Consider the following 25,955-nt stretch of genomic DNA (forward strand, 5'->3'; position numbering starts at 1 on the left):
TCCATCTATCCTGTTCAGGCAGTCACCGTCGGCACGGAAGCCGGCTCTGCTTGGAATCCCTGAGTCCGGGAGGGATCAAATGAATCGTTTATCGATCGGAACGGCGCTGACGAGCTCTCTCTTCTTGCTCATGTCGGGCGGCGCGGCGCAGGCCGGCAGTGGCGGAAATGCCTTTATTGGCGGTGCATTGGGCGGCGTCGTCGGCAGCGTCATCGGCAGTGCCATCACGCGCCCGGCGCAGCCGGCCCCCCCGCCGCCGGAGCGCGAGATCATCTACATGGAGCGCGAGCCGGCCCCGCGGCCGACCTATCGAGAACCCACCTATCGCGCCCCGGTCCACAATCTCAGCCGCGCCGACATGGTCGACCTGCAGCAGATGCTGAACCGCTACGGTGCGGCCTACGGCTTCAGCGCCGGTGCACCCGACGGCGCCTACGGTCCGGCGACCCGCCGCGCCATCGTCGAGTTCCAGAGCCTGCGCGGCCTCCCCGTGAGCGGCCTGCCCACCTATGCGCTGCTCGCCGAGGCGCGCCGCGCGGTGCAGGAGATGGACGCGCAGCAGGCCTATCGCGCCCCGCCGCCAGTGCCCGCCGCACCGCCGCAGGCGCCGGCCAAGGTCGAGAGCCAGCGCATCGAGGTGAACGTGGTCGCGCCGCAGCCGCAGGCGCCCATCGTCATGATGCAGCCCGCGCAGCAGGCGGCCCCCGCCCCCGCTCAGCCTCCCATGGCCCAGGCGGCCATGCCCGGCGTCCAGCAGGTCGTCGCGCTGCAGCCGCAGGCGACGGGCCAACCCCTGCCGCAAACGATGCCGCAGCAGCAGGCGCCGCAGCATTCGGTGACCGCCGTCGAGACCAAGACGGCGTCGCTGACGCGGCCCGACGGCAGCCGCGCCACCGCCACCACCGAGCAGCGCGTCGTCCTCACCACCAGCGGGGCGCGCGCCGCACCGGCCGCCTTCGACGTCAGCGGCGTGCGCCTCGGCGCCAGCCGCGACGCGGCACGCGCGGCCGTCATCGCCTTCGCGCCCAACGCGCGGTTCGAGACGCTGTCCGACCCCGCGAACGGCGGCGACGCGCGCATGGTCGCGACCCTGGCCGACGAGGGCGGCCGTACCGACCGGACCGAGGTCTGGTTCGGCGGCGATGCGGCGTCGGCGGCGTCCGACTTCATCGTCCGGCGCATGCAGTTCCCCGAGAGCGCGCGTCCCTCGGTCGCCCAGATCGAGCAGAGCCTGACCGGCAAGTACGGCGCCCCGCACGCCGTGGGCGACGACGACCGGGGCCGCATCCTCGCCTGGGTCTTCGATCCCGCCGGCACGCCGGCGCCGCAGGCGGCCGACGTCTGCGTCCAGAATATCGGCGACGGACTGCTGCAGCAGCCGGGCGAGGCGGCGCGCGACAGCTGCGGCCTGGTCGCGGTGGCCGACATCGCCACTGCGGGCGGCGGCGTCTCCGACCTCACCCTGAGGGTCCGCGACATCGCCGGCTGGTTCGAGAACCAGGACCGGCACCTGAAGGTCCAGCAGGCGGGCGGCACAGCCCAGCCGGCGGCGACGCCGGGCGTGCAGCCGGTCAGGTTCTGACGCGCAGGCGGCCGGCGGCCTACTCCGCCACCGGCTGCTCCAGCCCCAGGAAGCCGCCCGACTGGCGCCGCCACAGGCCGGCATAGAGGCCGCCGCGGCGCAGCAGTTCGTCGTGGCTGCCGGTCTCGACGATGCGGCCCTCCTCCATCACCACCAGCCGGTCGAGCATCGCGATCGTCGACAGGCGGTGCGCGATGGCGATCACCGTCTTGTCCCGCATCAGTTCCAGCAGCTGTTCCTGGATCGCCGCCTCCACCTCGCTGTCGAGCGCCGAGGTCGCCTCGTCCAGCACCAGGATCGGCGCGTCCTTCAGCAGCACCCGGGCGATCGCGACGCGCTGGCGCTGCCCGCCCGACAGCTTCACGCCGCGCTCGCCGGCATGCGCGTCGTAGCCGGTGCGCCCCTCGGGGTCGCTCAGGTCGCCGATGAAGCCGTCCGCATGCGCCCGCCGCGCCGCCTCCGCGACCAGCGCATGCTCCGCGTCCGGCCGGCCGTAGCGGATGTTGTCGCGGATCGAGCGGTGCAGCAGCGAGGTGTCCTGCGTCACCACGCCGATCGCCCGGCGCAGCGATTCCTGCGTGACCCCCGATATGTCCTGCCCGTCGATCAGGATCCGCCCGCCCTCCAGGTCGTGGAAGCGCAGCAGCAGGTTGACCAGCGTCGACTTTCCCGCCCCCGACCGCCCGACCAGACCCACCTTCTCGCCCGGCCGGATGGTCAGCGACAGGTCGTCGATTACCCCGCCGCCCAGGCGCGCCACGTCGCGACCATAGTGGAAGCGGATCGCCTCGAATCGGATCTCGCCCTTCGGCACCGTCAGCTCGCGCGCATCCGGCCGGTCGGTCACGGCCGGCGTCCCGGCGATCGTGTTGATGCCGTCCTGCACGGTGCCGATATTCTCGAACAGGCTCGCCACCTCCCACAGCACCCGGTCCGACATGGCGCGGATGCGCATGACCAGCGCGATCGCCACCGCGATCGAGCCCAGCGAGATCGCCGCCGCCTGCCACGCCAGGATCGAGATCGCCGCCACGCCCGCCAGCAGCAGCGCGTTCACCGTCTGGAGGGCGACCGTCAGCACCGTCACCTGCCGCATCTGGCGGTGCACCGTGCCGATGAACTGGCCCATGGCGTCGCGCGCATAGTCCTGCTCGCGGCTGGTGTGCGCGAACAGCTTGATCGTCTGGATGTTGGTGTAGCTGTCGACGACGCGGCCGTTCATGCGCGCCCGCGCGTCCGCCTGGGCCATCGACACCCGCCGCAGGCGCGGCACGAACACCACCATGATCGCCAGGTAAGCCGCCAGCCACGCCGCCAGCGGCAGCATCAGCCACGGCTCGGCCTGCCCCAGAAGCACCATCGAGCCGGTGAAATAGACAATGACGTAGACCATGACGTCCATCAGCTTCGTCACGGTCTCGCGGATGGCGAGTGCCGTCTGCATCACCTTCTGCGCCACGCGCCCGGCGAACTCGTCCTGGAAGAAGGACATGCTCTGGCCCAGCAGCCAGCGGTGCGACAGCCAGCGCGCGATCATCGGATAGTTGCCGAAGATCGTCTGGTGCGTCACCAGCGACTGGACCAGCACCAGCAGCGGATAGACCACCACCACCAGCAGCCCCATCAGCGCCAGTTCCATGCCGTGGTCGGCGAAGAAGCTGGCCGGCTCGGATGTGCCCAGCCGGTCGACCAGCCGCCCCATGAACCCGACGAACACCACCTCGGCCACCGAAATGACCGCCGTCAGCACCGACATCAGCGCCAGATAGGGCAGCAGCGGCCGCGAGTAATAGAGCAGGAACCGGAACAGCCCCCGCGGCGGCTGAAGCGGCGGTGCGGCCGGAAACGGATCGACCAGGGTCTCGAAGAAGCGGAACATCGGAGCACCATCGACGCGGCGGGAGGCCGCGGAACCCTGCTAGATGGGGGCTCGGGTGCGGGGTTGGGAGTGGATGTCGAGCCGATACTGTAGAGTGCGCGGCCGCGGGCACTGCCTCTGGACCGGATTGGGTGAAGGCGCCGAATAAACGTCCGGGGAAGCGGGGAGAGTGCCCCTTTCGTCCCTTCCAGACCGCCCCGCCCGTTGTGCTCCCTTGACGGCACGCCCCCATTCGGGAGTCCCCGGACGGCTTCCCTTGTGATTCCCCGGACGGCGCGGAGCGCCGATCCGGGGTCCACCCTTCCGCCCGGATCACCCGACGACAGCGCGCCGTCGCGGGGGACCCCGGATCGCTGCGCGTCCGGGGAAGCAGGAAGGGCGCGTCCACTCGGTGCCTCCAGGGCACGCCTCTGTTCCAGTTCCGCAGCCCTTAATTCCTTCTTAGCGATCCCACCCGACCCTCCTGCGGAAAGACGCGCGCGGTATGGCGCGGCCGCGGCCGCCGCACTATCGTCGCGCCGCGAGCGACCTGGACCGAAGGAGATGTGCATGAACGACGACAGTCCGCGCCCCGGCGCGGAAGACGGTGCCACGTCCGACCGCAAGGTCTGGTCGACGCCGATGCTTACGGCCGTCGCGGCCGACGACGCGGCGGGGAGCTTCGCCGGGACCGGCCCCGACTCCGGCATCTACAGCTGACGCTGCCCCCCGTCCTGACTCCCCGGACGAAGCGAAGCGAAGATCCGGGGCCCACCGCGCCGCCTGCACCGCCTAAGCTAATGCAACTCGACCGTGGCCCCGGATCGCTTCGCGTCCGGGCAATCAGTGGGCGATCAGATCCAGCCGGTATACGGCGTCACGCCGTAAAAATTGTCGATCCGGTGGGTATAGTCGCGGTCGCGCCAGTCCGGCCGTTCACTGGAACTGTAGGCCGGCGCACCCTCCAGTCGGTCCTTGTCCAGGTCGACGACATAGCCGCCCATGCTCGTGTCGTAGTCAAGGATCTTCCACGGCAGCGGGTGATAGCGCTCGCCCATTCCCAGGAAGCCGCCGAACGACATGATCGCATAGGCGACCTGTCCCGACCGCTTATCGATCATCACGTCGTAGACGTGTCCCAGATTGTCGCCCTGCCGGTTGTAGACGGTGGTGCCCTCGACCTTGCTCGCCGCGATCAGGCTGCCGGTTTCGTCGGCCGCGACGTCGGTCGTACCCGTGGTGCTGGACATAGCCATGCTTGCCTCCTGTGGCTCCGTGCCGGGAGAACACGGAGCCCGCACCGGGCGTTCCCGGCGCACCGGGCGTTCCCGGCGGACGGGGCGTAGCCGGCGGACGGGGCGTTCCCGGCGGACGGGGCGTAGCCGGCGCAGCTAGGCCGGGCAGACGTCGAAGGCGAAACTGATCCGCCGGCGGTCCGAGACGAACGGGATCGTGCGGTGGTGATAGTGCGACGGGCAGAGCAGCAGCAGGCCCTCGCGCGGCGCGATGCGCAGCGGCGCGCCCGGCGGCTCACCGGTCGCCACGAGGGACGGCGGCGGCCCGAACTCGATACAGCCGGCGCCGTCGCCCGCCGTGCTGAACGGCTCCGGCACCTGGATATAATAGACGCCGCTCAGCCAGCCGCCGCGATGGGTGTGCCAGTCCTCATAATCGCCGCTCTTCTGGATCAGCCCCCAGGGCGCCAGCCGGGCGCGCGCCGGCCGCGCCGCCAGCCACGGGTCGGGCTCCTCGTCCGGAGCCGCCGCCGCCACCAGCGCCGCCATATGCCGGTCGACCGCCGCCTGGATCGCCGCCAGCAGCGCGCGCAGCAGGTCCGGCCGGTCGCCGTTCATCAGGTGGTGCACACGTGCCGCGCCGCGCATCGCCAGTTCGTCGGTCGGCACGTCGGTGATGGCGTGCCGGTTGCCGGTCAGGTCGGCCGCCACCGCCGCGTTGAAGGCGGCGAGGTCGCCGAACGCTTCGGGCGGCGCGATGGTCGTGGCATCCACCCGCGCCGGATCGAACAGCAGGCGCCGCGCCAGCTCCGCATCCCCGGCGAATGCCGCCGCCCGCCCGCGGTCCAGCAGCAGCTGCGCATGGCGCACGCCCCGCTCCCACAGGTCCGCAAGGAGCGCGTCCAGGTCGGCGCGGCGACCGCCCTCGCGCAGCAGCTTGCCGAGCTCGAAACAGGCGGTGCGATGGTGCGGGTCGCGCGCCAGCGTCCGCCGGAAGGCGGCCTCGGCCTCGGCCATCCGGCCGAGCGCCCGCGCCGCGACGCCCTGCTGGCAGGACAGGTCGGCCGCGAGCCCTTCCGGCGTGAGGGCTTCGGGGGCCGGCGCGTCGGCGAGAAGCGCCAGCACGTCCGCATGACGCCCCACTCGGTTCCAGCAGCGGGCGAGCCGCACCCGCACCTCGGCCGACGCCGGGTCGAGCCGCAACGCCGCCTCGAACGCCGCTGCGGCATTGCCGAAATCGAACCGGTCGAGATGGCAGTTGCCGAGCTTGGCGTGCAGGACCGCATTACCGGGCGCCGCCGCCACGGCGCGTTCGAGAAGCCGCACCGCCAGGGCGGGATCGGCGAGCCGCTCGGCCTTGGCCGGCTGCCAGGCGATCATCCGCGGGTCGTGCGCCCCCTTCGCTTCAGGAGAGCGGCCCGTGTCAGGAGAGGGTGTCGGCGCTGTCGGGGCCGGCGATGCCGCCGACTTCGCTCATGCTGACCGGCATGGAGGTGAGCATCGGCGTCGTCCACACGGCCTTCGGCGCCACGGCAGCCTCGCCGTCCACCGGAAGGGCAGACGAAATTCCGCTCGTTTCGATTGTCATGCCACCGCGCCCCGCCGGATTGTGAAGATCGCCCTTCATAACAGGGAACCCCCCTCGATGACAGCGCGCATGCCGCGGGCAGCACGCCCCTTCCTTCCGCTCCTGCGAGGCGCGCAGCACCCCCTTTGATTCCGTCTCGGCGGGGCGCGTAGCGCCCCATTCCTCCGTCACTGCGAGGCGCGCAGCGCCGAAGCAGCCCAGGGCAAGCGCTCAGGCCGCCGCGGCACCCTCTTTTGCTTCCCCGGCCGTAGCGCGCAGCGCGGAGAGCCGGAGTCCACCCCTCCGCCTGGACCGGCCCGCGACAGCGCCGTCGCAGTGGGCCCCGGCTCTCCGGGGCTGCGCCCCTGCGGCCGGGGAAGCACGGATGGAACTTGCATTCCTAGGACTATAAGCGCATGATGGCGCCTCCCCCCTGGGAGACCCGCTATGCCCGAAGCCTCACCCCCGCCCCTCACCGACCGCCAGGAAATCTTCTGCCGGCACGTCGCCCGCGGTGCCAGCGGCGCCGCCGCCGCGCGCTGGGCCGGCTACGCCCCCGACAGTGCCGCCAAGCAGGCGAGCGTCATGCTCGACCGCCCGCACATCCGCCGCCGCGTCGAGGACCTCCGCGTCCGCCGCGAGATCGCCCGCCAGACCGGCATCGCCGAGATGGTCGACCGGCTCCGGGCACTCGCGAAGCTCGCCACCGCCAAGGGCGACTACCGCACCGCCGTCCGCTGCATCGAGATCGAGGCGAAGGCCACCGGCCTGATCCCGGACAGGCACGCGGCGAGCCCCTGCGGCGGCTTCGCCGGCTCCGACCCGCTCCTCGACGGCATCGACCCGCGCTGGCCCGGCCACGCCGCAGCCGAGGCCGAGGGCTGGCTCGCCGAATGGCGCCGCGGCCTGGTGCCCGAGCCGGCGGAGAAGCCGGAGCCGGTGATCGTCCCCCACGTCTACGAGGGTTTCGAGGGCCGGCCGCTGGACGAGTTCACGCCCTTCACCGACCTGGAGCGGATGGGGCCGGCGGGGCCGGCGCCCCATGAAAACCAACGAAAGGGAATGGAAGGGAAGGAAAGGGAACCTTCCATCGACGAGGTCGAACCCGAGCCGGACGACCTCGAAGCCGAACTCGCCTACCTCCGCAGCATCGCCCCGCCCATCGCCCTCAACCCCGCCGCCCCCTCCTGGGCCCGCCACCCCGACCCGCTCGTCCGCGGCGGACAGTCCGACCTCTACGGCTGGGACCCGGCGTGGGAGCGGCCGGGGTGACGGGCCGCTCCTCTCTCCCACCTTCCCGGCCGCAGCGAAGCGGAGCGCCGGGACCCAGGCGCCGCCCGGAAAACCTCTCCGCACGCAGCGCCCGTAGCGCCCCCCGGGTCCCGGCGCGCGGCGCTGGCGCGCCGCGTCCGGGAAAGTGCGGGAGGGGGAGCGAGCCCCTCCGAATGGTGCGGCGCAGAAAGGAGGCGCCCCCGGGTGCGGTCGGGATGAACTGCAGAAGCCGCCCCCGATCAATTGGATAGCGTCGGCCGTCACTGCATCTTCAGCTTCATCAACAACAACGCGCGGACGTTCTTCCGCCTCTATTAGGACCAGATTTGGCCATTTTCCCGGAACCTTTCGATCCTGCCCCTGTTGGTTGGCGAAACACGGCGGCACGCGCTTGTGAATGCCGGCGGACCGCTTTCCCGAACCGAGAGAGGATTTTCATGACCAGGATCTTTGGAACCACGGCCATTGCGCTCGTCATCGGCGCCTTCGCCCTGCCGGCCGCCGCCCAGCAGAACCAGGCGGCCAAGGGCCGGACGATGCAGAACGCCTGCTGGCAGCAGCTGTCGCGCTTCGACGACGACAAGGACGGCTCGATCGGGCCGCAGGAGCTGGCGGCGAACAAGCGCGACATCTTCGCCGCGCTGAACCGCGACAACGACGACGAGATCAGCCGCGACGAATACATGCGCTGCTTCTCCGCCCAGGGCGGCCAGAACCGCATGCAGCAGACCTTCACCGACCTCGACCGCGACCGCAACCAGCGGATCAGCGAGGCCGAGTTCACCGAGGGCGACCGGCTCGAGCGGACCCAGGTGATGGTCGAGCAGCGCCGGCCGCAGGTGACCGTGCAGCAGTCGCAGCCGACGGTCACCGTCGACCAGAAGCGCCCGACGGTCCAGGTCGAGCAGGCGCAGCCGACCGTCACGGTCGACCAGAAGCGCCCGACGGTGAACGTGACCCAGCCGCAGCCGGAGGTGACGGTCCAGCAGGCCCAGCCGAAGGTCGAGGTGACCCAGCCGCAGCCGAAGGTGAGCGTGCAGCAGGCCGAGCCGAAGGTGCGGGTCGAGCAGGCTCAGCCCCGGGTGATGGTCGAGCAGGCCAAGCCGAAGGTCGAGATCGATCAGGCGAAGCCGAAGGTGCAGGTCGACCAGGCCGACCCGAAGGTGAAGGTCGAGCAGGCCGATCCGAAGGTGAACGTCGACCGCCAAGCCGGCGCCGACGTGAACCGGATCAACCCGGACCGCGAGCGCGGCACGCCGGTGGAGCGCGCCCAGAACGCCGGCGACCGCGGCCAGCCGGTGGTGGGCGTCGCCGTGGTGGACACCGACCGGACCTGGGCTGACGGGAAGCCGATCGAGATGAACCGCATGCGTGCGGATCAGATCCTCGGCCGTGACATCGTGAACCTGCGCGGCAACGAGGTCGGCGACGTCGAGGACATCGTGATGAGCCGCGACGGCGATGCGCTGTTCGCCGTGATCTCGGTCGGCGGCTTCCTCGGCATCGGCGACAAGGACGTGGTCGTTCCCTTCAGCGAGCTGCGGATGGGCGACGACAACATGATCCTGATGTCGCAGAAGTCGGAGGACGGCCTGCGCGATATGCCGGCCTACGACGAGAACCAGTACCAGCGCTACGAGCGCTGACACCGACACGGCGGCGGCCATCCCCCCCTTGTCGCCGCCGCGCCGCAGCGCGCCCGTCCGGGCGTCGCCGCGGATCTCGTCGCCGCGTCGGCTCCGCCGGCGCGGCGACTCCTCGTTACGGGGCGCGCAGCGGCCGGCAGTCGGGGGCGATGGCCAGCTTGGCCTCCGTCCGCGCCTGGAGCTCCTCGGCGGTCATGCCCTCCAGGATCTCGCGCACGACGAAGCCTTCCGGCGTCACGTCGACCACGGCGATGTCGGTGTAGACCCGCTTGACGCACGCGACCGCCGTCAGCGGCAGGGTGCAGCGGGTCAGCAGGCGCGAACCGCCGCTGCGGGTGTTGTGCTCCATGATGACCCAGACGGCCTTGGCGCCGACGGCGAGGTCCATGGCGCCACCGACCAGCGGGCCCTTGCCCGCGAGGCGCATGTCCCAGTTGGCGAGGTCGCCGTTCTCGGCCACCTCGAAGGCGCCCAGGATGGTCACGTCGATGTGGCCGCCGCGGATCATCGCGAAGGAGGCCGCGCTATCGACGATGGTGGCGCCGCGGCTGAGCGTGATGCGGCGGCTGCCGGCGTCGACCAAGTCGGGGTCCGCCGCCTCGGGGGCCGCCAGCGGGCCGACGCCGATGACGCCGTTCTCGGACTGGAAGATCACCTCGCGGCCGGCGGGAAGATAGTCGGCGGCCAGCACGGGGATGCCGAGGCCGAGATTGACCAGCCCGCCGTCGGGCAGGTCCTGCGCCGCGCGCCACGCCATCTGCTCGCGGCCCAGGGGCTTCATCGGGCGGCTCATCGGGCGTCTCCCACGGCGAGGATACGGTCGACATAGACGCCGGAGAGCTGGACACGCTCGGGCGCGATCGGTTCGTCGACGGTCTCGCGGACCTCTGCCACGGCGAGCCGGGCCGCCGTCGCCATCGCGGGGCCGAAATTCGCCTGGGCGTGGCGGAAGGTGAGGTTGCCGAAGCTGTCGGCCGTGTCGGCGCGGATCAGCGCGAGGTCGCCGGTGATCGCCTGCTCCAGCACGCAGTCCCAGTCGCCGAATCGGCGCACCTCCTTGCCGGCCGCGAGCTCGGTGCCGAAGCCCACCGGCGTATAGAAGGCGGGGATGCCGGCGCCGCCGGCGCGGATGCGCTCGGCGAAGGTGCCCTGGGGCAGGCATTCAAGCTCGATCTTGCCTTCGATCCAGAGCGTCTCGAAGGCCGACGGCTCCTTGCCGCGGCCGCGCGCGGCGCTGACGATGACCTTGGCGACCAGGCCATCCTCGATCAGCTCGTGGGTCAGCGAGTAGGGGTGCGTCGCCGAGTTGACCACCAGGGTGAGGCCCTTCGGCCCGGCCTCGCGCAGCGCGCGGATCAGCACGTTGGCGAAGCCCGCGCCGCCGAAGCCGGAGATGAGGACGGTGGCCCCGTCCCCGACGCCCGCCACCGCGGCGGCGGCGGAGGTCACCCACTTGTCGATCGGCATGCTGCTGTCCCGGCCCGTTTCCCGCACCGTCGTGGCGGCGCGGGCGAAGTCTCGGCGACTGGGCCGGACCGGTCAACCGGCAGGCGGAGGCGCTCTCAGGGGGCGACGGACGCGCGGCCGATCGAGTGGTAGGCGAAACCATGCGGGATGAGCTCCGACGGCTGGTAGACGTTGCGCAGGTCGACCATGATGCGCCGCTTCACCAAGCCGCCGATGCGCTTCAGGTCGAGGGCGCGGAACTCGTTCCACTCGGTCAGGATCACGACCGCGTCGGCGCCGGCCATCGTGGCGTAGGCGTCGTCGCAATAGGTGATCGTGTCGCCGAAATGCTTGCGCGCCTCGTCCATGCTCTCCGGGTCGAAGGCGGCGATGGTGGCGCCCGCCTCGATCAGGCGCGGCAGGATGTCCAGGCTGGGCGCGTCGCGCATGTCGTCGGTGTTCGGCTTGAAGGCGAGGCCGAGCACAGAGATCCTCGCACCCTGCACGCCGTTGCAGGCGGCAATAATGCGGTCCGCCATCGCCTGCTTGCGCGCCGCATTCGCGTCGACCACCGCCTGGACGATGGTGAAGGGCGCTCCGGCCTCGCGCGCCGTGTGGACCAGCGCCATCGTGTCCTTCGGGAAGCACGAGCCGCCATAGCCGGGACCGGCATGCAGGAACTTGGCGCCGATGCGACCGTCGAGGCCGATGCCGCGCGCCACCTGCTGCACGTCGGCGCCGACCTTCTCGCAGATGTCAGCGACCTCGTTGATGAAGGTGATCTTGGTCGCGAGGAACGCGTTGGCGGCGTACTTCGTCAGCTCCGCCGTCTCGCGCGAGGTGAAGACCATCGGCACCTCGTTCAGGCTGAGCGGCCTGTAGAGCTCGCGCATCACCTCCACGGCGCGCGGCGAGCTGGTGCCGACGACGACGCGGTCCGGCCGCTTAAAATCGTCGATCGCGGCACCTTCGCGCAGGAACTCGGGGTTGGAGGCGACGTCGAAGGCTGCGTCCGGCCGGCGCTCGCGGATGATGCGTTCGACCTCGGCGCCCGTGCCGACCGGCACCGTCGACTTGTTGACGACGACCGTGTAGCCGTCGAGCGCGTCGGCGATCTCGGCCGCGGCGGCATAGACATAGGTCAGATCGGCGAAGCCGTCGCCGCGGCGCGTCGGCGTGCCGACGGCGATGAAGATCGCATCCGCGCCGGCGATGCCCTCGACGAGATCGGTCGTGAACGAGAGGCGCCCGGCTTCGACGTTGCTGCCGACCAGCACGTCCAGCCCCGGCTCATAGATCGGCATCTTCCCCTGCTTCAGCCGCGCGATCTTGCCTTCGTCCTTGTCGACGCAGACGACGCCATGCCCGAAATCCGAGAAGCATGCACCGGAGACGAGCCCGACATAGCCGGTGCCGATCATCGCAATACGCATCAGTCGATCCGTTCCTGAAGTGACGCCGCGTGCAGAGACGGCGGGCCTGCCCAATGCGGCAGCGTCCCACGAGGGCGCGCTTTTATCGTATGTGCTCCGCGATGCGCTAACTTCATTATGGACCGCCTCTCAGCGCATGCACACCTATCTGCAGACAGGACGTGCGGCGGGAGCGGAATGGCGATGATAATGGTCGGCCACGGCATCGTGATCGACGACGCCGAAATTGAAGAGGCGTTCGTCCGCGCCTCGGGCCCAGGTGGGCAGAACGTGAACAAGGTGTCGACGGCGGTACAGTTGCGCTTCGACGTGCGCCGCTCGCCCAACCTGCCCGAAGCAGTCCGGGCGCGCCTGGAACGGCTGGCAGGCCAGCGGCTTACCCAGGACGGCGTGCTGATCATCGGCGCCCAGCGCTTCCGCAGCCTCGAACGTAACCGCGACGATGCCCGGGAGCGCCTCTTCGACCTCATCCGGCGCGCCGCGATCCCGCCGACGCCGCGCCGGCCGACCCGCCCGACACTCGGCTCGAAGAAGCGACGGCTCGAGGGCAAGGCGAAGCGCGCGACGGTCAAGGGGATGCGGCGGAACCCGCCGACCGACTGATTATCGGGCCGAGACGGCCCCACCGAGGAACCAGCGCAGGACCGGTCCGGTCTGATCCGTCGCGAAACAGTGCGGCAGGTCGGCGATCTCGCGATGCACGACGTCGGCGCCGGCGCGGCGGAGCGCCTCGGCGGCACCGTGCGCCACCTCCGGCGGAAACATCCAGTCCTGCGCCCCGTGCACGATATGCACCGGCAACCCACGCAGGCGCTGCGCATCGGCGAACTCGACCAGCAGCGGATGGAAGCTGGCGGAGAAGGGCGCCAGGTGCGTGAACGGCGTCCCGCCCTGCAACCCGGTCACCCAGCAGAAGGTGCCGCCGTCGCTCATGCCGGTCAGCAGCACGCGGCGCCCATCGAACGGCCGGCGGACGCGGACCTCGCCGAGGATGCGCAGCAGGTTCGGCGTGTCCGCGTCCGCCCCCTGCAGCGCCCAGGTGGCGCCGGTCGCTGTCGGCGCGACGAGGATGCACCCCGCCGCCCGCGCGGCCGGCAGCCAGTTCCACAGGAAGACGCTGCCGTGCCCCCGGCCGCCGTGCAGCGCCACCACCAACGGCGCCGGCGCCGCACCGTCCGCCACGGCCGGCAGGAACAGAGAATAGCCGCCGCGCGTGCCGCGGACATTGTCGACGTGCAGGACCTCGGCACCGCCGCCTGTCGCCTCCGCTCCATCGATCCGGTCGAGCAACGCCTCGTCGCCACGGCCGGCATCGTCGAGGAAGAACCGACTCACGACCGGGGAGACGCGAACGAGCGGCCAGAGCGCGTCGCAGGCTTCGGCGTAGTAGCGCAGGCTTCGCCACGCCGACCCGGTATCACCCGTCTCGCCCGCGACACGCAGCCCCTCAAGCCCGCGGACAGTCGCGCCCGCCGCACGCTCCAGGCCAGTACGCAGCCAGTGCAGCCGCGCCGGCCAGCGCGGGGCATGCAGTCCCGCGAGAGCATCGCGCACGGGGGCGTCCGTCCGCGCAACAGCTGCCGCAACGGACGCGAGATGCAGCGGATGGAGATGCCGCGCCGCGAAGCGGAGCGCATCCAGTGCATCCAGCAGCGGCGGCACCAGCGCCTCGATCGCCGACGCCAGTCCCTCGCCTCCGTCGGATTCCGCGTCGTCGCCGCTCATCCTCCGCTCCGTCCGCGTGCCTCGACGATGCAGAGTTGCAGCACCCTCGATCCTTCGCAAGGCGATGGCGGCGGAACCGGCTGCCCGTCCCCGGCGTTGCGCCGCGAGGACATAGACCAGCCGGATCCGCCAGTGACTATCGGGACGATCGCCAAACTGCTGCTCCTCGCCGGGAGCACCTACGTCTTCGCGGCGAGCCGCGGTGGCCGCCACGACCGCCCGCAGGACGGCGACGCTCTGCCTGCAGCAGCGCACGAGACAGGGCGCGGACGCCGGGCCGATGCGCCCAGCCAGATCAGCGCACGCGGCTGGCGGGACGTGGTCATGCGCGTCTACAACGAGACTTTCGACGACAATCTCTGGGTGCTCGCGGCCGGCGTCGCCTTCTATTGCCTGCTCTCGCTCTTCCCTGCGATCGCCGCCACCGTCTCGATCTATGGCATGGTGGCCGACGTCGGGACCATCGAGCAGCATCTGATCGCACTCGGATCGGTGATGCCCGGCGAAGCGCAGAGCATCGTCGAGGGCCAAGTGCGCGCCGTCGCGGAGAGTTCCAGCACGGCCCTCGGCTTCGGCGCCGCGCTCACGCTCGGCTTCGCGATCTGGAGTGCGGCGAGCGCGGTCAAGGCATTGATGGCCGGGCTGACCCTCGCCTACGACGAGACCGAGAGGCGCAGCTTCCTCTGGTACAACGTCGTGGCGCTCGCCCTGACGGTTGGTGCGATCCTCTTCCTGCTGGTCAGCCTGGGCGCGATCGTCGTGCTTCCCACCGTATTCGCCTTCGTCGGCCTGGGCGCGACGGCAGAGGCCGTGGTGGGCTTCCTGCGCTGGCCGGCACTCGCCGTCCTCGTCATGGTCGCGTTGGCTGCCTTCTATCGCTACGCCCCCTGCCGCAGCCGCCCCCGGTGGCGCTGGGTCAGCTGGGGCTCCGTGCTCGCCACCGCGACCTGGCTCGCCGCCTCGGCCGGCTTCTCCTGGTACGTCAGCAATTTCGGCAGCTACAACGAAACCTACGGCACGCTCGGTGCCGTGGTGATCCTGCTGATGTGGTTCTACCTCACCGCCTACATCGTGCTGATCGGCGCCGAGTTGAACGCCGAGATGGAGCATCAGACGGTCCGCGACACCACCGACCCGCCGGAGGAGGCGCTGGGCCGCCGCGGCGCCTATGTGGCGGACACCGTCGGCGAGCGCTCCTGACGCCAAGGCCTGGACCGCCTGCCGCATTGCGATAGTCTTGTGCAAAGGCAACCGCGATCACGGCGGAGACCAGCATGACGGACTCACCCGGCACGGCATTCCTGGACGCCGTCAACGGCCAGATCGCGAGCATGTCCGACGCCTGCACGCGATGCGGAAAATGTGTCGAGGCCTGTCCGATGGTCGAACCGGCAGGGCTGAACCCGGCCGACGGGCCGGCGATCGTGGAGGGGATGCTCGACCTCCTGGCCGGGGGCGAAGGGACGCCCGACGCGGAACGCTGGGCACAGGTCTGCACCAACAGCGGCCGCTGCATGACGGCCTGCGACTATGGCGTGAACCCGCGCCTGCTGGTCAACATGGCGCGCATCGCCTCGCGGGCAAAGCAGGGCGAGGCGGTCGTCCGACGCGACGCGCACGCGTTCTTCGGCACCATGAGCCGCAGCACGCGGGTTATCTCGCGTCTGCAGCTGGCGCCCGAGGTGATCGAGAAGATCAATCCGCCGGTAAAGCCGGCCGGAGAATATTCCGCCACGCCGCCCGACATTGTCTTCTACACGGGCTGCAATGTCATCAAGACCCCGCACATCGCGCTGCTCGTCCTCGACACGCTCGATGCCCTGAAGGTCAGTTACGAGGTGATGGGCGGCGTGCCGACCTGCTGCGGCATCCAGCAGTTCAAACAGGGCGACGGCAAGACGGCCGGTCGTGTCGGCTACAACACGATCGAACGCCTCAGCCGCCCCGGCGCGTCGAAGGTCGTGTCCTGGTGCCCGAGCTGCCAGATCCAGATCGGCGAAGTGGCGCTGCCCGCCTACAAGGACTCATATGGCGCGACGCCGTTCGACCTCAGCCCGATCACCGAGTTCTTCGCCGATCGCCTCGACGACCTGCGTCCGCTCCTGAAGCATCCGGTGCGCAAGCGGGTCGCGCTGCAGGAACGTGCCGCCCTGCCACGGGTGACCGCCGCGGTGAAGACACTGCTCGGCGCCATTCCGGAGCTCGAGGTGGTCGACCTCGACGTGCCCGTGGTCAGCACCCAGGCGAGCCACCTGTCGATCCTGCCCGCGTTCAAGGCCGATCTCCGCCGTCGCGAGTTCGAGGCCGCCGCCGCCGCCGGCGTCACGACCTTCGCCTCGATCTTCCACGGCTGCCACCGCGAGCTCGTTCAGTTCCAGCCCCAGGTGGAATTCGAGCTCCTGAACTTCATGGAGCTGATCGGCGAGAGCATGGGGCTGCACATCCCCGACCTCTACAAGCGCCTCGCGCTCATGAAGGACGTAGACGCCGTCATCGCCGACACGGCGGACCTGATCGCGGCACACCGCCTCGACCTGGACACCGTCCGCGAAGTGGTGGCACTCGACATGTTCAGCGGTTCACCAGCAAAACCGGCGCCGGTGGCAGGCGCCTGATCTCCAGGCGGCCGCCGACGACCGCCGTCAGTCGCAGCTGAACACGGCAACGTGCTGCCCGTCCTGCTTGCCCACATGCCGAAGCTGCGCCGCCCGTCCCTGGGAGGCGCAGTGGCGCGTGGCGGCATCGGTCGCCGTCTCCAGCTGGTCGCCCTCGTATATGTAGCTGATGCCGGTCGGTGTGGGCGTCAGCGCCTTGGGCGGCGCGCTGCTGCACCCCGCCAGCGCCAGCAGCGCAACCGTCAGAGCAGAAGCCGTTCGCATATCCTGTTCCTTGCGGGAGACGATCCTCGGACGCTAACCGCGCCCTGCGGCGGCAGCAAGGCAATCCGACGGGCAGACCCCGAGCGGAACGCAGTGGGGCCGCTCCGTCACGCTCCCGATGCCAGCGCCATCTCTACGGCCGCCCGGCAGTGGATCTCGGTCGTCGAGAAGGTCGGCAGGTCCGTGTCGCCGGGACGGACGAGGAGCGGGATCTCGGTACAGCCGAGGCGCTCCTGCGTCATCAGGTTCAGCCGGCGGTAATAGTCCGCCGTCGACACCTAGCTCAGCCTGCCGATCACGCCGATCTTGCGCATCTTTCCATCCGCCGTTCCGGGCTATGCTCGCACGCTCCCGATCTCTGGCACGGAAGATGCCGCGTGTCCGGCGGCTGGTCTACCGGATGGAGGAAGATGGATGGGACGACGGGGCTCGCGGCGCTGACGGCGCGGGTGCGGCACGACCTGGAACTCACGCGCCATCCGCACCTCGCCTGGATGAACTGGAGGTCGCTCGGCGCCTACGACGTGGCCCAGTTCGATCTCGCCGAGGTCGATCGCGGCAAGCGAGGTCGATCGCGGCAAGTAAGCGGCATTCCGCCCCGAAGTCTCAGGGCGAGATCGGCCGCCCCGCCGCCCGGAACGAGACCATCCGCTTCAGGTCCTCGTCCCACAGCGCGTAGCGCGAGCCGGCGACCGCCTCCCAGAAGCTCAGCTCCGGCGCGCGCTGCAGGTCCGCCAGCGTGTCGTGGCATTCCTGCAGGCGATAGTTCGGAATGCGCGGGTTCAGATGATGCACGTGGTGCAGCCCGATATTGCCCGTCAGCCAGCGCAGCAGGCGCGGCAGCCGGAGATGCGAGCTGCCGGCGATCGAGGCTTCGCCGTAGGACCAGTCCGTCGCCCGCGCCCACAGCGTGTGCTCGAAGCGATGCTGGACGGAGAACAGCCACACGCCGATGACCGCGGCGATGCAGATGATCGGCAGCTGAACCATGAGCACGCGCTCGAAACCGAGGAAGAATCCCAGAACGAGGATCAGAGCCGCCACCGCGAGGTCCGTCAGATAGACGCTGCGCCGCTCCTTGCGCCACGCCTTCGGCGTGTCGAACGGCACCCGGTAGAGCAGCAGGAAGACGAGCGGCGGAATCAGCAGCAGCGACACCGCCGGATGGCGCAGCAGCCGATACTTGAACCGTTCCATGCGCGACAGCGCGCGGTACTCGGTCACGGTCAGGCAGTCGGAGTAGATGTCGGCGCCGCTGGTCCGCCGGTCGAGATTGTTCCAGTTGGCGTGGTGCCCCGCATGCTGCCGCCGCCAGGCCGCATAGGGCGTGAAGGTGACGAGGCTGCACACCGCACCGGTCAGCCGGTTGGCGCGCGCCGAGGCGAAGAAGGAGCCGTGGCCGCAATCATGCTGGATGATGAAGATCCGTACAACGAAGGCCGCCGCGACGCCCCACAGCGGCGCCGCGACCCAGAGCGGCAGGTCCGGCATCGCATAGAGGAATGCGCAGATCGCGACGAACGGCCCGAACGAGGTTGCGAGCTGGCCTATGCTGCGCAGGGTGGATGCGCGCTGATACGGGCCGGTGGCCAGTTTCAGCGCGCGGAAGTCTGCGGCTTGGGGCGTTTGCATGAGGTAGAGATTGCTCTGCGGCGGACCGGCGGCAAATCACATTCGCCACGGCTCCCGACAGTTTCGCAAATCTGCAACAGGATATCTGAGGCTCCGTCTTCAGCTGTCGGGGCGGAGCTTCTTCGCTTCTTCCTCGGACGGCAGGTATTCCTTGCCGTCGTGATACTGCCAGTCGACCATCCGCGGCATGCCGTCGCCGACCGTCAGCGTGCCGACGAAGGTACCCATCGTGCTCTGCTGGTCGGCGGCACGCATCTCGATCGGGCCGAGCGGCGTGTCGAGTTCGAGCCCCCGCAGCGCGGCGGCGAGCTTTTCGGGGTCGGTACCGCCGGCCTTCTCGACCGCCTTGGCGATCAGCTTCAAGGTCGCGTAGCCGACCACCGAGCCGAGCCGCGGATAGTCGTCGAACTTGTCCATGTAGGCCTTGCGGAACACCTGGTGCTCCGGCGTCTCGAGGGCGTACCAGGGATAGCCCGTGACGATCCAGCCCTTCGGCGCCTCGTCCTTCAGCGGGTCGATCCATTCCGGTTCGCCGGACAGGACGCTGGCGACCGGGCGGCCCTCGAACAGGCCGCGCGTCTGGCCCTCGCGGACGAACTGCGCCAAGTCGCTGCCGAACAGGACGTTGAAGATCGCGTCCGGCTCCAGCCGCGCCAGCGCCTGGGTCGTGGCCCCGGCGTCGATCTTGAACAGCGCCGGCCACTGCTCGCCGATGAACTCGACGTCCGGCCGGCGCTCCTTGAGCAGCGCCTTGAAGGCCTCGACCGCCGACTTGCCGTACTCGTAGTTCGGCGCCACCGTCGCCCAGCGCTTCGCCGGCAGCTTCGCCGCCTGTTCGGCCAGCATCGCCGCCTGCACATAGGTGCCGGGCCGCAGGCGGAAGGTGTAGGGATTGCCCTTCGACCAGGCGAGCGCGTCGGTCAACGGCTCGGCGGCGATGAAGACGATCCGGCGCTGGTTGGCGAAGTCAGCGACCGCGAGGCCGACATGGCTCAGCAGCGTGCCGGCCAGCACCTCGACCCGCTCGCGCGACACCAGTTCGTTGGCCACCGTCACCGCGTCCGCCGGCTTGCCGCCGTCGTCGCGCGAGACGACCTCCATCGGCCGTCCGAGCACGCCGCCGGCGGCGTTGATCTCCTCCACGGCGAGTTGCCACCCCTTGCGATAGGGGATCGAGAAGGCCGGCAGGCTGGTGTAGCTGTTCATGTCGCCGATGCGGATCGGATCAGCCGCCATGGCAACGGGAACGGCGGCCGGAACGACCAGCGCCAGCGTGGCCATCGCCGCACCGCAGGCGGCCAGGATGCGCAACATGTGAATCTCCCCGAGGGCGCCCGGTCGGGCGCATATGCTCAGATGGAGCATAATACGGCATCCGGTACAACGGCCAGCCGCTGCGTGACCTATGCCGCATTTGCGTCGTTTATGATCCGAGCGAAGCCGCGCTTCGTATCAATAAGCTTGCGCGCATGCACCGTTACCTGCCCGCTCGCATGATATAGGTTATGGGTGTTCCGCTCCGTGTCGGGCGGCACCATTCGGGTCCGGAGACGCGGATGAGTACCAGCAGAAAGATCCTCCTCGTGGACGACGACGACGCGCTACGTGCGTCCCTCGCCGAGCAGTTGCAGCTGCACGAGGAGTTCATCACCGTCCAAGTCCCGACGGGAGCGGACGCCCTGGCGGCCGTGCGGAGCGATCATTTCGATGCGATCCTCCTCGACGTCGGCCTGCCGGACATGGACGGTCGCGAGGTCTGCCGGGTGATGCGCCGAAGCGGCGTCACCGCGCCCGTACTGATGCTGACCGGCGCCGCGGGCGACGCCGATACCATCCTCGGCCTCGATGCCGGCGCGAACGACTACATCACGAAGCCGTTTCGCATGAACATCCTGCTCGCCCGGCTGCGCGCCCATCTGCGCCAGCACGAGCAGAGCGAAGACGCCGTCTTCGCCATCGGCCCGTACAGCTTCCGGCCGAGCGCCAAGACGCTGTCACGCGGCGAGAACGGCGCGAAGATCCGCCTGACCGAGAAGGAGGCGGCGATCCTGAAATATCTCTACCGCGCGGGACGCCGCGTCGTGCCGCGCGAGACGCTGCTGCACGAGGTCTGGGGCTATCATCCCGAGGTCACGACCCACACGCTGGAGACGCACGTCTACCGCCTGCGCCAGAAGATCGAGCGCGATCCCGCCCGCGCCGAGATGCTGGTCACCGAGCAGGGCGGCTACAAGCTGCTGCCCTGACGCGCCGCAGCGGCGGGTTGTGCCCGCAGTTGCAGTGCCAGCGCCACGGCCGTCGCCGTCCCCGCCAGTCCGATCAGCGCGAACAGCGGCGCCGTCGCGCTCCACGAGCCCAGCTGCTTGAACGCCTCCGCCATCAGCACGGGCCCGACCAGCACGCCCAGCGACCGCCCCATGTGCAGCAGACCGAAGGCGCCGCCACCCGCCCGCGCCGTGCCCAGGATCGCCGCGGGCGCGCCGAACAGGCAGGTGGGCGTGACCCCGGCGACGAAGGCGTAGACGAGCAGGACTGCCATCGATCCCGGCCCATTCCCGGCGAAGGGCACCCACAGCCAGAACAGCGCCTGCACGAGCAGGACGACGAAGAGCAGCGTCGGCAACGGCACGCCGCGCCGCAGCGCCGATCCCCCGGCGAAATTGCCGCCGACCAGCACCAGCAGCGGCACCGCATAGACCAGCACCGCCACCGCCGGGGCCAGTCCCTCCTCGTCGACCAGGAACTGCGGCATCCACGTCAGGAAGGCGAACATTTCCGCCGACCAGAGCATGAAGGTGGCCGCGGCGAGACGCAGGCAGCGCGTCTCGCGCGGCGAGGGTGGCGCGGCCTCGGCGCCGCCGGTCTGCGGCCCCGGCCCGAACAGGCTCCGGCGTGTCCGGCCGAGGGCCAGGGCCCACGCCGCCGTCGCACCGGTGAGCGCGATGCCCAGCCACCACAGCGGCTCCCACAGGCCGCGCGCGAGGAAGACCGGCGCGCTCAGGCTGGCGAGCAGCTGCCCCAGGGGAATCCAGGTGGCGACCAGGGCGGCAGCGAGCGCCAGGTGTCGGGCGCCGACGCTGAGATTGGCGTAGAGCGAGCACAGGATCGCCAGCACGATGAAGCCGACGCCCTCGAGCGTACGCCCGGCCAGCACGAGCCAGCCGTTCTCCGGCCAGAGCAGCATCGCGAAGCTGCCGGCGCCGAACAGCAGAAAGGCGGCAGCGAGATAGCGGCCCGAGCCGTGGCGCTGCATCGAACGGCCGATCCGCAGCGAGAACAACAGGCCCGCGACCGCATAGACCGACATGAAGCCGCCCGCCAGCACATGGTCGTATTGGAACCGTTCCAGCAGCAGCGGCATTGCGGCAGGAACCTTGAACTGATGATAGGCGGCAAGGACGCCCAGCCAGACGCCGAATGCCACACCCGTCCAATCAGTTCGTGCACGCACCATGTTGTGATCTTTCCCCCTCGACATCGTGCCCATTTTTAATGCGTTGTATAGCTGTCGCCCGCTAAGCAGGTAGGGCGGCACGACTTGATGGGGTTCGCTTGACCGACGGTTCGGAGTTCCTCGTGCGATTCTGGGGTGTGCGCGGAAGCATCGCCTGCCCCGGTCCCGAGACGGCACGCTACGGCGGGAATACCGCGTGCGTCGAGATGCGCTGCGGCTCCCACGTGCTGACCTTCGACGGCGGCACGGGGTTGCGGCCGCACGGCAAGGCACTCGCGGCGGAGGGTCCGCTCGACGGCGACCTGTTCCTGACCCACACGCATTTCGACCACATCATCGGCATCCCATTCTTCGCGCCCGCCTTCGATGCGAAGTCGCGCTTCCGCGTGTGGGCCGGGCACCTCATGCCGCACGGGTCGAACGTGTGCGACGTGCTGCGGCTGATGATGCGCTCGCCGCTCTTCCCCGTCCCCGTCGAGATATTCAAGGCGCAGATCGACTATTGCGACTTCGGCGCCGGGGAGACCCTCACCCCGCGGCCGGGGATCACGGTGCGGACCGCGCCGCTCGACCATCCCGATGGTGCCACCGGCTACCGCGTCGAATTCGGCGGCCGGTCGGCCTGCTATGTCACGGACACCAACCACGTGCCAGGCAAGCCGAACGCCGAGATCCTCGACCTGATCCGCGGCGCGGACATCGTCATCTACGACGCGACCTTCACCGACGCCGAGCACGAGCGCTATGCCGGCTGGGGCCATTCCACCTGGCAGGAGGGCGTGCGACTCTGCAATGCCGCCGGGGTGGGGAAGCTGGTGACGTTCCACCACGACCCGGAGCGCACCGACGAGGCGCTCGACGCGCTCGCGGCGGAGATGGAAGCGATGCGGCCCGGCTCGCTGGTCGCGCGCGAGGGCATGGTCCTGAAGCTGTGAAGGCCCTGAAAACTGTGACGGGCCCGAAACTGTGACGGGCCCGAAACTGTGACGGGCCCGAAACTGTGACGGGCCCGAAACTGTGACGGGCCCGAAACTGTGACGGGCGACGGCGCGCGAGCGCGGCTGCGCACGCTGCGATTCGGGCTGGCCACGCTCCTCGGCCGCCGGCCGCGCGGCTTCTTCCTCCCCTACCGCTATGCAGCGTCGACCGTTCCGCCGCAGCACTATCCCGAACTGGAGTCGCTGTTCCGGGCGGCGGAGCCGGCGTTCCTCGGCCTGCTCGACGAGATCGACGCACACGCCGCGGCGCTGACCGCGATCGGCGTCGCGCCGCCACCCGCGCCCCGGTGGGACCAGGACTGGTTTCCGCGACTCGATGCGGCGGCCGCCTATGCACTGATCCGCCGCCACCTACCCGAGCGGATCGTGGAGGTAGGGAGCGGCCATTCCACCCGATTCATGGCCCGTGCCGTCGCAGACGCCGGCCTGCACACGCAGATCGTCGCCATCGACCCCGCGCCGCGCGCCGCGATCGACGGCCTGGGGCTGGACCTACGGCGCGGTACGCTGCAGCAGGCACTCGACGGCGCTGACGAGATCTTCCGGTTCGGCGCACGCGACGTGCTGTTCGTCGATTCCAGCCACCTTCTCGTGGCCGGCAGCGACGTCGACCTGCTTCTGAACCGCGTCGTCCCCCGTCTCCCCACCGGCGCCCTGCTGCACGTGCACGACGTCTTCCTGCCCGACGGCTATCCTGCAGCCTGGGGATGGCGCGGCTATAACGAGCAGAACGCGATCGGCCCGCTGCTGGCGCATGGCGCCTTCGAACTGCTGTTCGCCAGCCGCTGGACCGCGACGCGCCTCGCCGCGCGGATCGACCGCTCTATCCTGGCGCGCCTGCCGCTGCCCGACGGGGCCTGGGAAACGAGCCTTTGGCTGCGGCGGCGGTGAAAGCCGCGTGCAGCTTTGCCGCCGGTGAATGCCGTCACGCGAAAATGAGCCCTCGGTGCGGCGGAAACGGCTAGCCTGGGGACCATGACGAAGCTCAGACCGCTTCGCTTCCGCGCGCCGCCGGGCCGGCCTCGGCACCGGTTGCCGGCCCGCGTCCAGGCGGCAATCCAGGCGGAACAGGATCGGAGCGAGATCCTGATCGGCTGGGTGCAGTTCGGCGTCGTCGCAGCTTTCGGCCTCCTCTACTTCATCTCGCCGAAGACCTTCGCGCCGGATGCGCCCTTCCGCCCGGTCCCGTGGGTGCTCGGCGCCTATGCCGGATTCACCCTGCTCCGGCTGGCGACGGCCTATCGAACGCGGCTGGCCCCCTGGTTCCTGGCGCTCTCCGTGGCGGTCGACGTGGCCCTGCTGCTCGCCCTGATCTGGAGCTTCCACATCCAGTACATGCAGCCGGCGGCCTTCTATCTGAAGGTGCCGACGGTCCTGTACCTCTTCATCTTCATCGCCCTGCGCGCGCTCCGGTTCCAGGCGCTCTACGTCCTCCTGGCGGGCGGCCTCGCCGCCCTCGGCTGGGTCGGGATGGTGGCCTACGCGATCCTGCGCGCGCCGGAAGCGATCACCCGCGACTACGTCCACTACATGACCGCCAACGTCATCCTGCTCGGCGCCGAGTTCGACAAGATCGTGTCGATCCTCATGGTGGCCGGCATTCTGGCGCTCGCGATCAGGCGCGCCCGGCACATCCTCGAGCGTGCCGTTGCCGAGGAAACCGCGGCACGCGACCTCTCCCGCTTCTTCGCGCCCGAGGTGGTGGGTCGGATCCGGGGCGCCGAACGGACCGCCCGCGCCGGCCACGGCGAGCTGCGCGAGGCGACCATGGTGTTCTTCGACGTGCGCGGCTTCACCTCTCTCGCCGCCACGATGCCGCCGTCGGACGTGATGCGCCTCCTCGCCGACTATCAGGCGCGGCTCGTTCCGGTGCTGCAGGCGCACGGGGGGAGCATCGACAAGTTCCTGGGAGACGGCATCATGTCGACCTTCGGCGCCTCCCGGCCCAGCGCGACCCACGCCGCCGACGCCATGCGTGCCATGGATGCGGCCATGCGCGCCGCCGACGCCTGGAACGACGAGCGCGCCGCCGCAGGCCGGCCGGCGCTCGTCATCCATGCCGGCGCGGCGCACGGGACCATCATCTTCGGCGCCGTCGGCGATCAGTCGCGACTGGAGTACACGGTCATCGGCGACGCCGTGAATCTCGCCGCCAAGATCGAGCAGGCGAACAAGACCGAAGGGACCCGCGCCCTGGCGACCGCGGCGGCGCATGCCGAAGCCCTCCGCCAGGGTTACGCCCCCCGATCGCCCTGCGAGATCCGCCCCGGCCGCACCGTCGCCGGCGTCGCCACGCCCGTCGATCTCGCCGTCATTGTCGCCGCGCACGAAGCGCCGGCTTGAGAAGCAACGCGCGAACCGCTACTTGTCGCCGGAATTCCGCCACACCGGTCGTGCTAGACTCTGTGAAAAGGGGCGCACCGGCCACTACATGCGGTAGAATTCGCCAGCAATCGAAATCACCGGGACGATCATGGCCGGTCACTCACAGTTCAAGAACATTATGCACCGCAAGGGCGCGCAGGATGCGAAGCGCGCCAAGATCTTCACCCGGCTCGGTCGCGAGATCGAGGTGGCGGCGCGTCAGGGTGCGCCGGATCCCGCCGGCAACCCGCGCCTGCGCGCGGCCATCGCCGCCGCGAAGCAGGCGAACATGCCGCGCGACCGGATCGACCGGGCGATCAAGAAGGCCTCCGGCGCCGACGGCGACGCGGCCGACTATTCCGAGGTCCGCTACGAGGGCTACGGCCCGTCGGGCGTGGCCGTGATCGTCGAGGCGCTGACCGACAACCGCAACCGCACCGCCGCCGAAGTCCGTTCGGCCTTCAGCCGATTCGGCGGTGCGCTGGGCGAGACCAACTCGGTCGCCTTCATGTTCGACCGGGTCGGCGCCATCGCCTACCCGGCGGCGGCCGCCGGTGCGGACGACATCTTCGAGGCGGCCCTGGAGGCGGGGGCCCAGGACGTCGTCTCCTCCGAGGACGGCCACGAGATCACGACCGCGGTCGAGGACTTGCACCAGGTCGCCGACGCCCTGGAACAGAAGTTCGGCTCGCCCGAGAGCGCCAAGCTCGTCTGGCGGCCGCAGACCACCGTTCCCGTCGCGGACGAAACGGCGGAGACGCTGTTCAAGCTTCTCGAGATGCTCGACGACAACGACGACGTCCAGTCCGTCGTGGCGAACTTCGACATCTCGGAAGAGACGATGCAGCGGCTGGCGAGCTGACC

General features: G+C 70.0%; 25 protein-coding genes. 12 read left to right on the forward strand and 13 right to left on the reverse strand.

The annotated features are described in order from the left end of the window. The first annotated feature begins 79 nt into the window (after positions 1 to 79). On the forward strand, positions 80 to 1,582 hold the full coding sequence (locus ABIE65_RS17330) for a peptidoglycan-binding domain-containing protein (RefSeq protein ID WP_354079373.1): 1,503 nt from the start codon (positions 80 to 82) through the stop codon (positions 1,580 to 1,582). Between the two features lie 19 nt (positions 1,583 to 1,601). On the opposite strand, the gene ABIE65_RS17335 is transcribed toward ABIE65_RS17330, so the two are convergent. Beyond that, positions 1,602 to 3,461, reverse strand: coding sequence for an ABC transporter ATP-binding protein (locus ABIE65_RS17335; protein WP_354079374.1), 1,860 nt, complete (start codon positions 3,459 to 3,461; stop codon positions 1,602 to 1,604). Positions 3,462 to 4,010: 549 nt separating this feature from the next. On the opposite strand from ABIE65_RS17335, the gene ABIE65_RS17340 reads away from it, so the two are divergent. Then, the gene (locus ABIE65_RS17340) at positions 4,011 to 4,160 is read left to right on the forward strand and encodes a hypothetical protein (protein WP_354079375.1); all 150 of its coding nucleotides are present in this window, start codon (positions 4,011 to 4,013) and stop codon (positions 4,158 to 4,160) included. 134 nt (positions 4,161 to 4,294) lie between these two features. Here the strand turns inward: ABIE65_RS17340 and ABIE65_RS17345 are convergent, their stop codons facing one another. The 3 genes from ABIE65_RS17345 to ABIE65_RS17355 all read right to left on the reverse strand — a co-directional run bounded on the left by ABIE65_RS17345 (position 4,295) and on the right by ABIE65_RS17355 (position 6,263). After that, the gene (locus tag ABIE65_RS17345; protein WP_354079377.1) at positions 4,295 to 4,696 is read right to left on the reverse strand and encodes a PRC-barrel domain-containing protein; all 402 of its coding nucleotides are present in this window, start codon (positions 4,694 to 4,696) and stop codon (positions 4,295 to 4,297) included. A 135-nt stretch (positions 4,697 to 4,831) separates the two neighbouring features. After that, positions 4,832 to 6,055: a putative 2OG-Fe(II) oxygenase gene (locus tag ABIE65_RS17350; protein ID WP_354079378.1), complete on the reverse strand. Its 1,224-nt coding sequence runs from the start codon at positions 6,053 to 6,055 to the stop codon at positions 4,832 to 4,834. 43 nt (positions 6,056 to 6,098) lie between these two features. Beyond that, positions 6,099 to 6,263 carry a hypothetical protein gene (locus ABIE65_RS17355; RefSeq protein ID WP_354079380.1) on the reverse strand — a complete coding sequence of 55 codons (165 nt, stop codon included), beginning with the start codon at positions 6,261 to 6,263 and terminating at the stop codon, positions 6,099 to 6,101. A gap of 426 nt (positions 6,264 to 6,689) precedes the next feature. Between ABIE65_RS17355 and ABIE65_RS17360 the strand changes: the two genes are divergently transcribed. Both ABIE65_RS17360 and ABIE65_RS17365 read left to right on the forward strand, forming a co-directional pair. Continuing rightward, positions 6,690 to 7,514 carry a terminase small subunit gene (locus ABIE65_RS17360; protein WP_354079381.1) on the forward strand — a complete coding sequence of 275 codons (825 nt, stop codon included), beginning with the start codon at positions 6,690 to 6,692 and terminating at the stop codon, positions 7,512 to 7,514. A gap of 437 nt (positions 7,515 to 7,951) precedes the next feature. Further along, positions 7,952 to 9,160 (forward strand): PRC-barrel domain-containing protein, encoded by a 1,209-nt coding sequence (locus ABIE65_RS17365; RefSeq protein ID WP_354079382.1) that lies wholly within the window; start codon positions 7,952 to 7,954, stop codon positions 9,158 to 9,160. Between the two features lie 115 nt (positions 9,161 to 9,275). On the opposite strand, the gene ABIE65_RS17370 is transcribed toward ABIE65_RS17365, so the two are convergent. From ABIE65_RS17370 to ABIE65_RS17380, 3 genes are all read right to left on the reverse strand, one after another. Further along, complete coding sequence (locus ABIE65_RS17370) at positions 9,276 to 9,953, reverse strand: 3-oxoacid CoA-transferase subunit B (protein WP_354079383.1); 678 nt, start codon at positions 9,951 to 9,953, stop codon at positions 9,276 to 9,278. Beyond that, entirely contained in the window at positions 9,950 to 10,627 is a 678-nt protein-coding gene (locus tag ABIE65_RS17375; protein WP_354079384.1) for a CoA transferase subunit A, read from the reverse strand. Before ABIE65_RS17375 ends, ABIE65_RS17370 begins: the two co-directional genes overlap by 4 nt. Positions 10,628 to 10,722: 95 nt before the next feature. Further along, on the reverse strand, positions 10,723 to 12,039 hold the full coding sequence (locus ABIE65_RS17380; protein ID WP_354079385.1) for a UDP-glucose dehydrogenase family protein: 1,317 nt from the start codon (positions 12,037 to 12,039) through the stop codon (positions 10,723 to 10,725). Positions 12,040 to 12,222: 183 nt separating this feature from the next. Here ABIE65_RS17380 and arfB point away from each other — a divergent pair, with 183 nt between their 5' ends. Continuing rightward, on the forward strand, positions 12,223 to 12,642 hold the full coding sequence (gene arfB, locus ABIE65_RS17385) for an alternative ribosome rescue aminoacyl-tRNA hydrolase ArfB (protein ID WP_354079476.1): 420 nt from the start codon (positions 12,223 to 12,225) through the stop codon (positions 12,640 to 12,642). Here arfB and ABIE65_RS17390 read toward each other — a convergent pair whose 3' ends face one another. Beyond that, complete coding sequence (locus tag ABIE65_RS17390; protein WP_354079386.1) at positions 12,643 to 13,764, reverse strand: hypothetical protein; 1,122 nt, start codon at positions 13,762 to 13,764, stop codon at positions 12,643 to 12,645. A 132-nt stretch (positions 13,765 to 13,896) separates the two neighbouring features. Here ABIE65_RS17390 and ABIE65_RS17395 point away from each other — a divergent pair, with 132 nt between their 5' ends. Then, positions 13,897 to 14,964 (forward strand): YihY/virulence factor BrkB family protein, encoded by a 1,068-nt coding sequence (locus ABIE65_RS17395; protein WP_354079387.1) that lies wholly within the window; start codon positions 13,897 to 13,899, stop codon positions 14,962 to 14,964. A gap of 74 nt (positions 14,965 to 15,038) precedes the next feature. Further along, on the forward strand, positions 15,039 to 16,379 hold the full coding sequence (locus tag ABIE65_RS17400; protein WP_354079388.1) for a 4Fe-4S dicluster domain-containing protein: 1,341 nt from the start codon (positions 15,039 to 15,041) through the stop codon (positions 16,377 to 16,379). A gap of 27 nt (positions 16,380 to 16,406) precedes the next feature. On the opposite strand, the gene ABIE65_RS17405 is transcribed toward ABIE65_RS17400, so the two are convergent. The 4 genes from ABIE65_RS17405 to ABIE65_RS17420 form a co-directional block, all read right to left on the reverse strand. Continuing rightward, positions 16,407 to 16,643 carry a hypothetical protein gene (locus ABIE65_RS17405; RefSeq protein WP_354079390.1) on the reverse strand — a complete coding sequence of 79 codons (237 nt, stop codon included), beginning with the start codon at positions 16,641 to 16,643 and terminating at the stop codon, positions 16,407 to 16,409. Positions 16,644 to 16,750: 107 nt separating this feature from the next. Continuing rightward, entirely contained in the window at positions 16,751 to 16,921 is a 171-nt protein-coding gene (locus ABIE65_RS17410) for a hypothetical protein (protein WP_354079391.1), read from the reverse strand. 328 nt (positions 16,922 to 17,249) lie between these two features. Further along, entirely contained in the window at positions 17,250 to 18,275 is a 1,026-nt protein-coding gene (locus ABIE65_RS17415; RefSeq protein WP_354079392.1) for a fatty acid desaturase family protein, read from the reverse strand. A 99-nt stretch (positions 18,276 to 18,374) separates the two neighbouring features. Further along, positions 18,375 to 19,589 (reverse strand): ABC transporter substrate-binding protein, encoded by a 1,215-nt coding sequence (locus ABIE65_RS17420; RefSeq protein ID WP_502918544.1) that lies wholly within the window; start codon positions 19,587 to 19,589, stop codon positions 18,375 to 18,377. A gap of 242 nt (positions 19,590 to 19,831) precedes the next feature. Between ABIE65_RS17420 and ABIE65_RS17425 the strand changes: the two genes are divergently transcribed. Next, entirely contained in the window at positions 19,832 to 20,521 is a 690-nt protein-coding gene (locus tag ABIE65_RS17425) for a response regulator transcription factor (RefSeq protein ID WP_354079393.1), read from the forward strand. On the opposite strand, the gene ABIE65_RS17430 is transcribed toward ABIE65_RS17425, so the two are convergent. Then, positions 20,503 to 21,729 (reverse strand): MFS transporter, encoded by a 1,227-nt coding sequence (locus tag ABIE65_RS17430; RefSeq protein WP_354079394.1) that lies wholly within the window; start codon positions 21,727 to 21,729, stop codon positions 20,503 to 20,505. The genes ABIE65_RS17425 and ABIE65_RS17430 overlap by 19 nt on opposite strands. A 98-nt stretch (positions 21,730 to 21,827) precedes the next feature. On the opposite strand from ABIE65_RS17430, the gene ABIE65_RS17435 reads away from it, so the two are divergent. The 4 genes from ABIE65_RS17435 to ABIE65_RS17450 all read left to right on the forward strand — a co-directional run bounded on the left by ABIE65_RS17435 (position 21,828) and on the right by ABIE65_RS17450 (position 25,953). After that, positions 21,828 to 22,664 (forward strand): MBL fold metallo-hydrolase, encoded by an 837-nt coding sequence (locus ABIE65_RS17435; RefSeq protein ID WP_354079396.1) that lies wholly within the window; start codon positions 21,828 to 21,830, stop codon positions 22,662 to 22,664. 99 nt (positions 22,665 to 22,763) lie between these two features. After that, positions 22,764 to 23,618 (forward strand): class I SAM-dependent methyltransferase, encoded by an 855-nt coding sequence (locus ABIE65_RS17440; RefSeq protein ID WP_354079397.1) that lies wholly within the window; start codon positions 22,764 to 22,766, stop codon positions 23,616 to 23,618. A gap of 84 nt (positions 23,619 to 23,702) precedes the next feature. Continuing rightward, positions 23,703 to 25,070, forward strand: a complete 1,368-nt coding sequence (locus tag ABIE65_RS17445; protein WP_354079398.1) for an adenylate/guanylate cyclase domain-containing protein — start codon at positions 23,703 to 23,705, stop codon at positions 25,068 to 25,070. A 130-nt stretch (positions 25,071 to 25,200) separates the two neighbouring features. Continuing rightward, the gene (locus tag ABIE65_RS17450) at positions 25,201 to 25,953 is read left to right on the forward strand and encodes a YebC/PmpR family DNA-binding transcriptional regulator (protein WP_354079399.1); all 753 of its coding nucleotides are present in this window, start codon (positions 25,201 to 25,203) and stop codon (positions 25,951 to 25,953) included. The last annotated feature ends 2 nt before the right edge of the window (positions 25,954 to 25,955 follow it).

Origin of the sequence: Constrictibacter sp. MBR-5 (genome assembly GCF_040549485.1) — a bacterium.
Lineage (GTDB): Bacteria > Pseudomonadota > Alphaproteobacteria > JAJUGE01 > JAJUGE01 > Constrictibacter.

What these genes read in the sequence shown, in the direction of transcription:
- ABIE65_RS17345 (WP_354079377.1), bottom strand. Translation starts at nt 4,696, where the DNA reads ATGGCTATGTCCAGCACCACGGGTACGACCGACGTCGCGGCCGACGAA.
- ABIE65_RS17335 (WP_354079374.1), bottom strand. Translation starts at nt 3,461, where the DNA reads ATGTTCCGCTTCTTCGAGACCCTGGTCGATCCGTTTCCGGCCGCACCG.
- ABIE65_RS17360 (WP_354079381.1), top strand. Translation starts at nt 6,690, where the DNA reads ATGCCCGAAGCCTCACCCCCGCCCCTCACCGACCGCCAGGAAATCTTC.
- ABIE65_RS17365 (WP_354079382.1), top strand. Translation starts at nt 7,952, where the DNA reads ATGACCAGGATCTTTGGAACCACGGCCATTGCGCTCGTCATCGGCGCC.
- ABIE65_RS17375 (WP_354079384.1), bottom strand. Translation starts at nt 10,627, where the DNA reads ATGCCGATCGACAAGTGGGTGACCTCCGCCGCCGCCGCGGTGGCGGGC.
- ABIE65_RS17420 (WP_502918544.1), bottom strand. Translation starts at nt 19,589, where the DNA reads ATGTTGCGCATCCTGGCCGCCTGCGGTGCGGCGATGGCCACGCTGGCG.
- ABIE65_RS17445 (WP_354079398.1), top strand. Translation starts at nt 23,703, where the DNA reads ATGACGAAGCTCAGACCGCTTCGCTTCCGCGCGCCGCCGGGCCGGCCT.
- ABIE65_RS17400 (WP_354079388.1), top strand. Translation starts at nt 15,039, where the DNA reads ATGACGGACTCACCCGGCACGGCATTCCTGGACGCCGTCAACGGCCAG.
- ABIE65_RS17405 (WP_354079390.1), bottom strand. Translation starts at nt 16,643, where the DNA reads ATGCGAACGGCTTCTGCTCTGACGGTTGCGCTGCTGGCGCTGGCGGGG.
- ABIE65_RS17415 (WP_354079392.1), bottom strand. Translation starts at nt 18,275, where the DNA reads ATGCAAACGCCCCAAGCCGCAGACTTCCGCGCGCTGAAACTGGCCACC.
- ABIE65_RS17330 (WP_354079373.1), top strand. Translation starts at nt 80, where the DNA reads ATGAATCGTTTATCGATCGGAACGGCGCTGACGAGCTCTCTCTTCTTG.
- ABIE65_RS17350 (WP_354079378.1), bottom strand. Translation starts at nt 6,055, where the DNA reads ATGATCGCCTGGCAGCCGGCCAAGGCCGAGCGGCTCGCCGATCCCGCC.
- ABIE65_RS17340 (WP_354079375.1), top strand. Translation starts at nt 4,011, where the DNA reads ATGAACGACGACAGTCCGCGCCCCGGCGCGGAAGACGGTGCCACGTCC.
- ABIE65_RS17430 (WP_354079394.1), bottom strand. Translation starts at nt 21,729, where the DNA reads ATGGTGCGTGCACGAACTGATTGGACGGGTGTGGCATTCGGCGTCTGG.
- ABIE65_RS17370 (WP_354079383.1), bottom strand. Translation starts at nt 9,953, where the DNA reads ATGAGCCGCCCGATGAAGCCCCTGGGCCGCGAGCAGATGGCGTGGCGC.
- ABIE65_RS17425 (WP_354079393.1), top strand. Translation starts at nt 19,832, where the DNA reads ATGAGTACCAGCAGAAAGATCCTCCTCGTGGACGACGACGACGCGCTA.
- arfB (WP_354079476.1), top strand. Translation starts at nt 12,223, where the DNA reads ATGATAATGGTCGGCCACGGCATCGTGATCGACGACGCCGAAATTGAA.
- ABIE65_RS17355 (WP_354079380.1), bottom strand. Translation starts at nt 6,263, where the DNA reads ATGACAATCGAAACGAGCGGAATTTCGTCTGCCCTTCCGGTGGACGGC.
- ABIE65_RS17450 (WP_354079399.1), top strand. Translation starts at nt 25,201, where the DNA reads ATGGCCGGTCACTCACAGTTCAAGAACATTATGCACCGCAAGGGCGCG.
- ABIE65_RS17380 (WP_354079385.1), bottom strand. Translation starts at nt 12,039, where the DNA reads ATGCGTATTGCGATGATCGGCACCGGCTATGTCGGGCTCGTCTCCGGT.
- ABIE65_RS17390 (WP_354079386.1), bottom strand. Translation starts at nt 13,764, where the DNA reads ATGAGCGGCGACGACGCGGAATCCGACGGAGGCGAGGGACTGGCGTCG.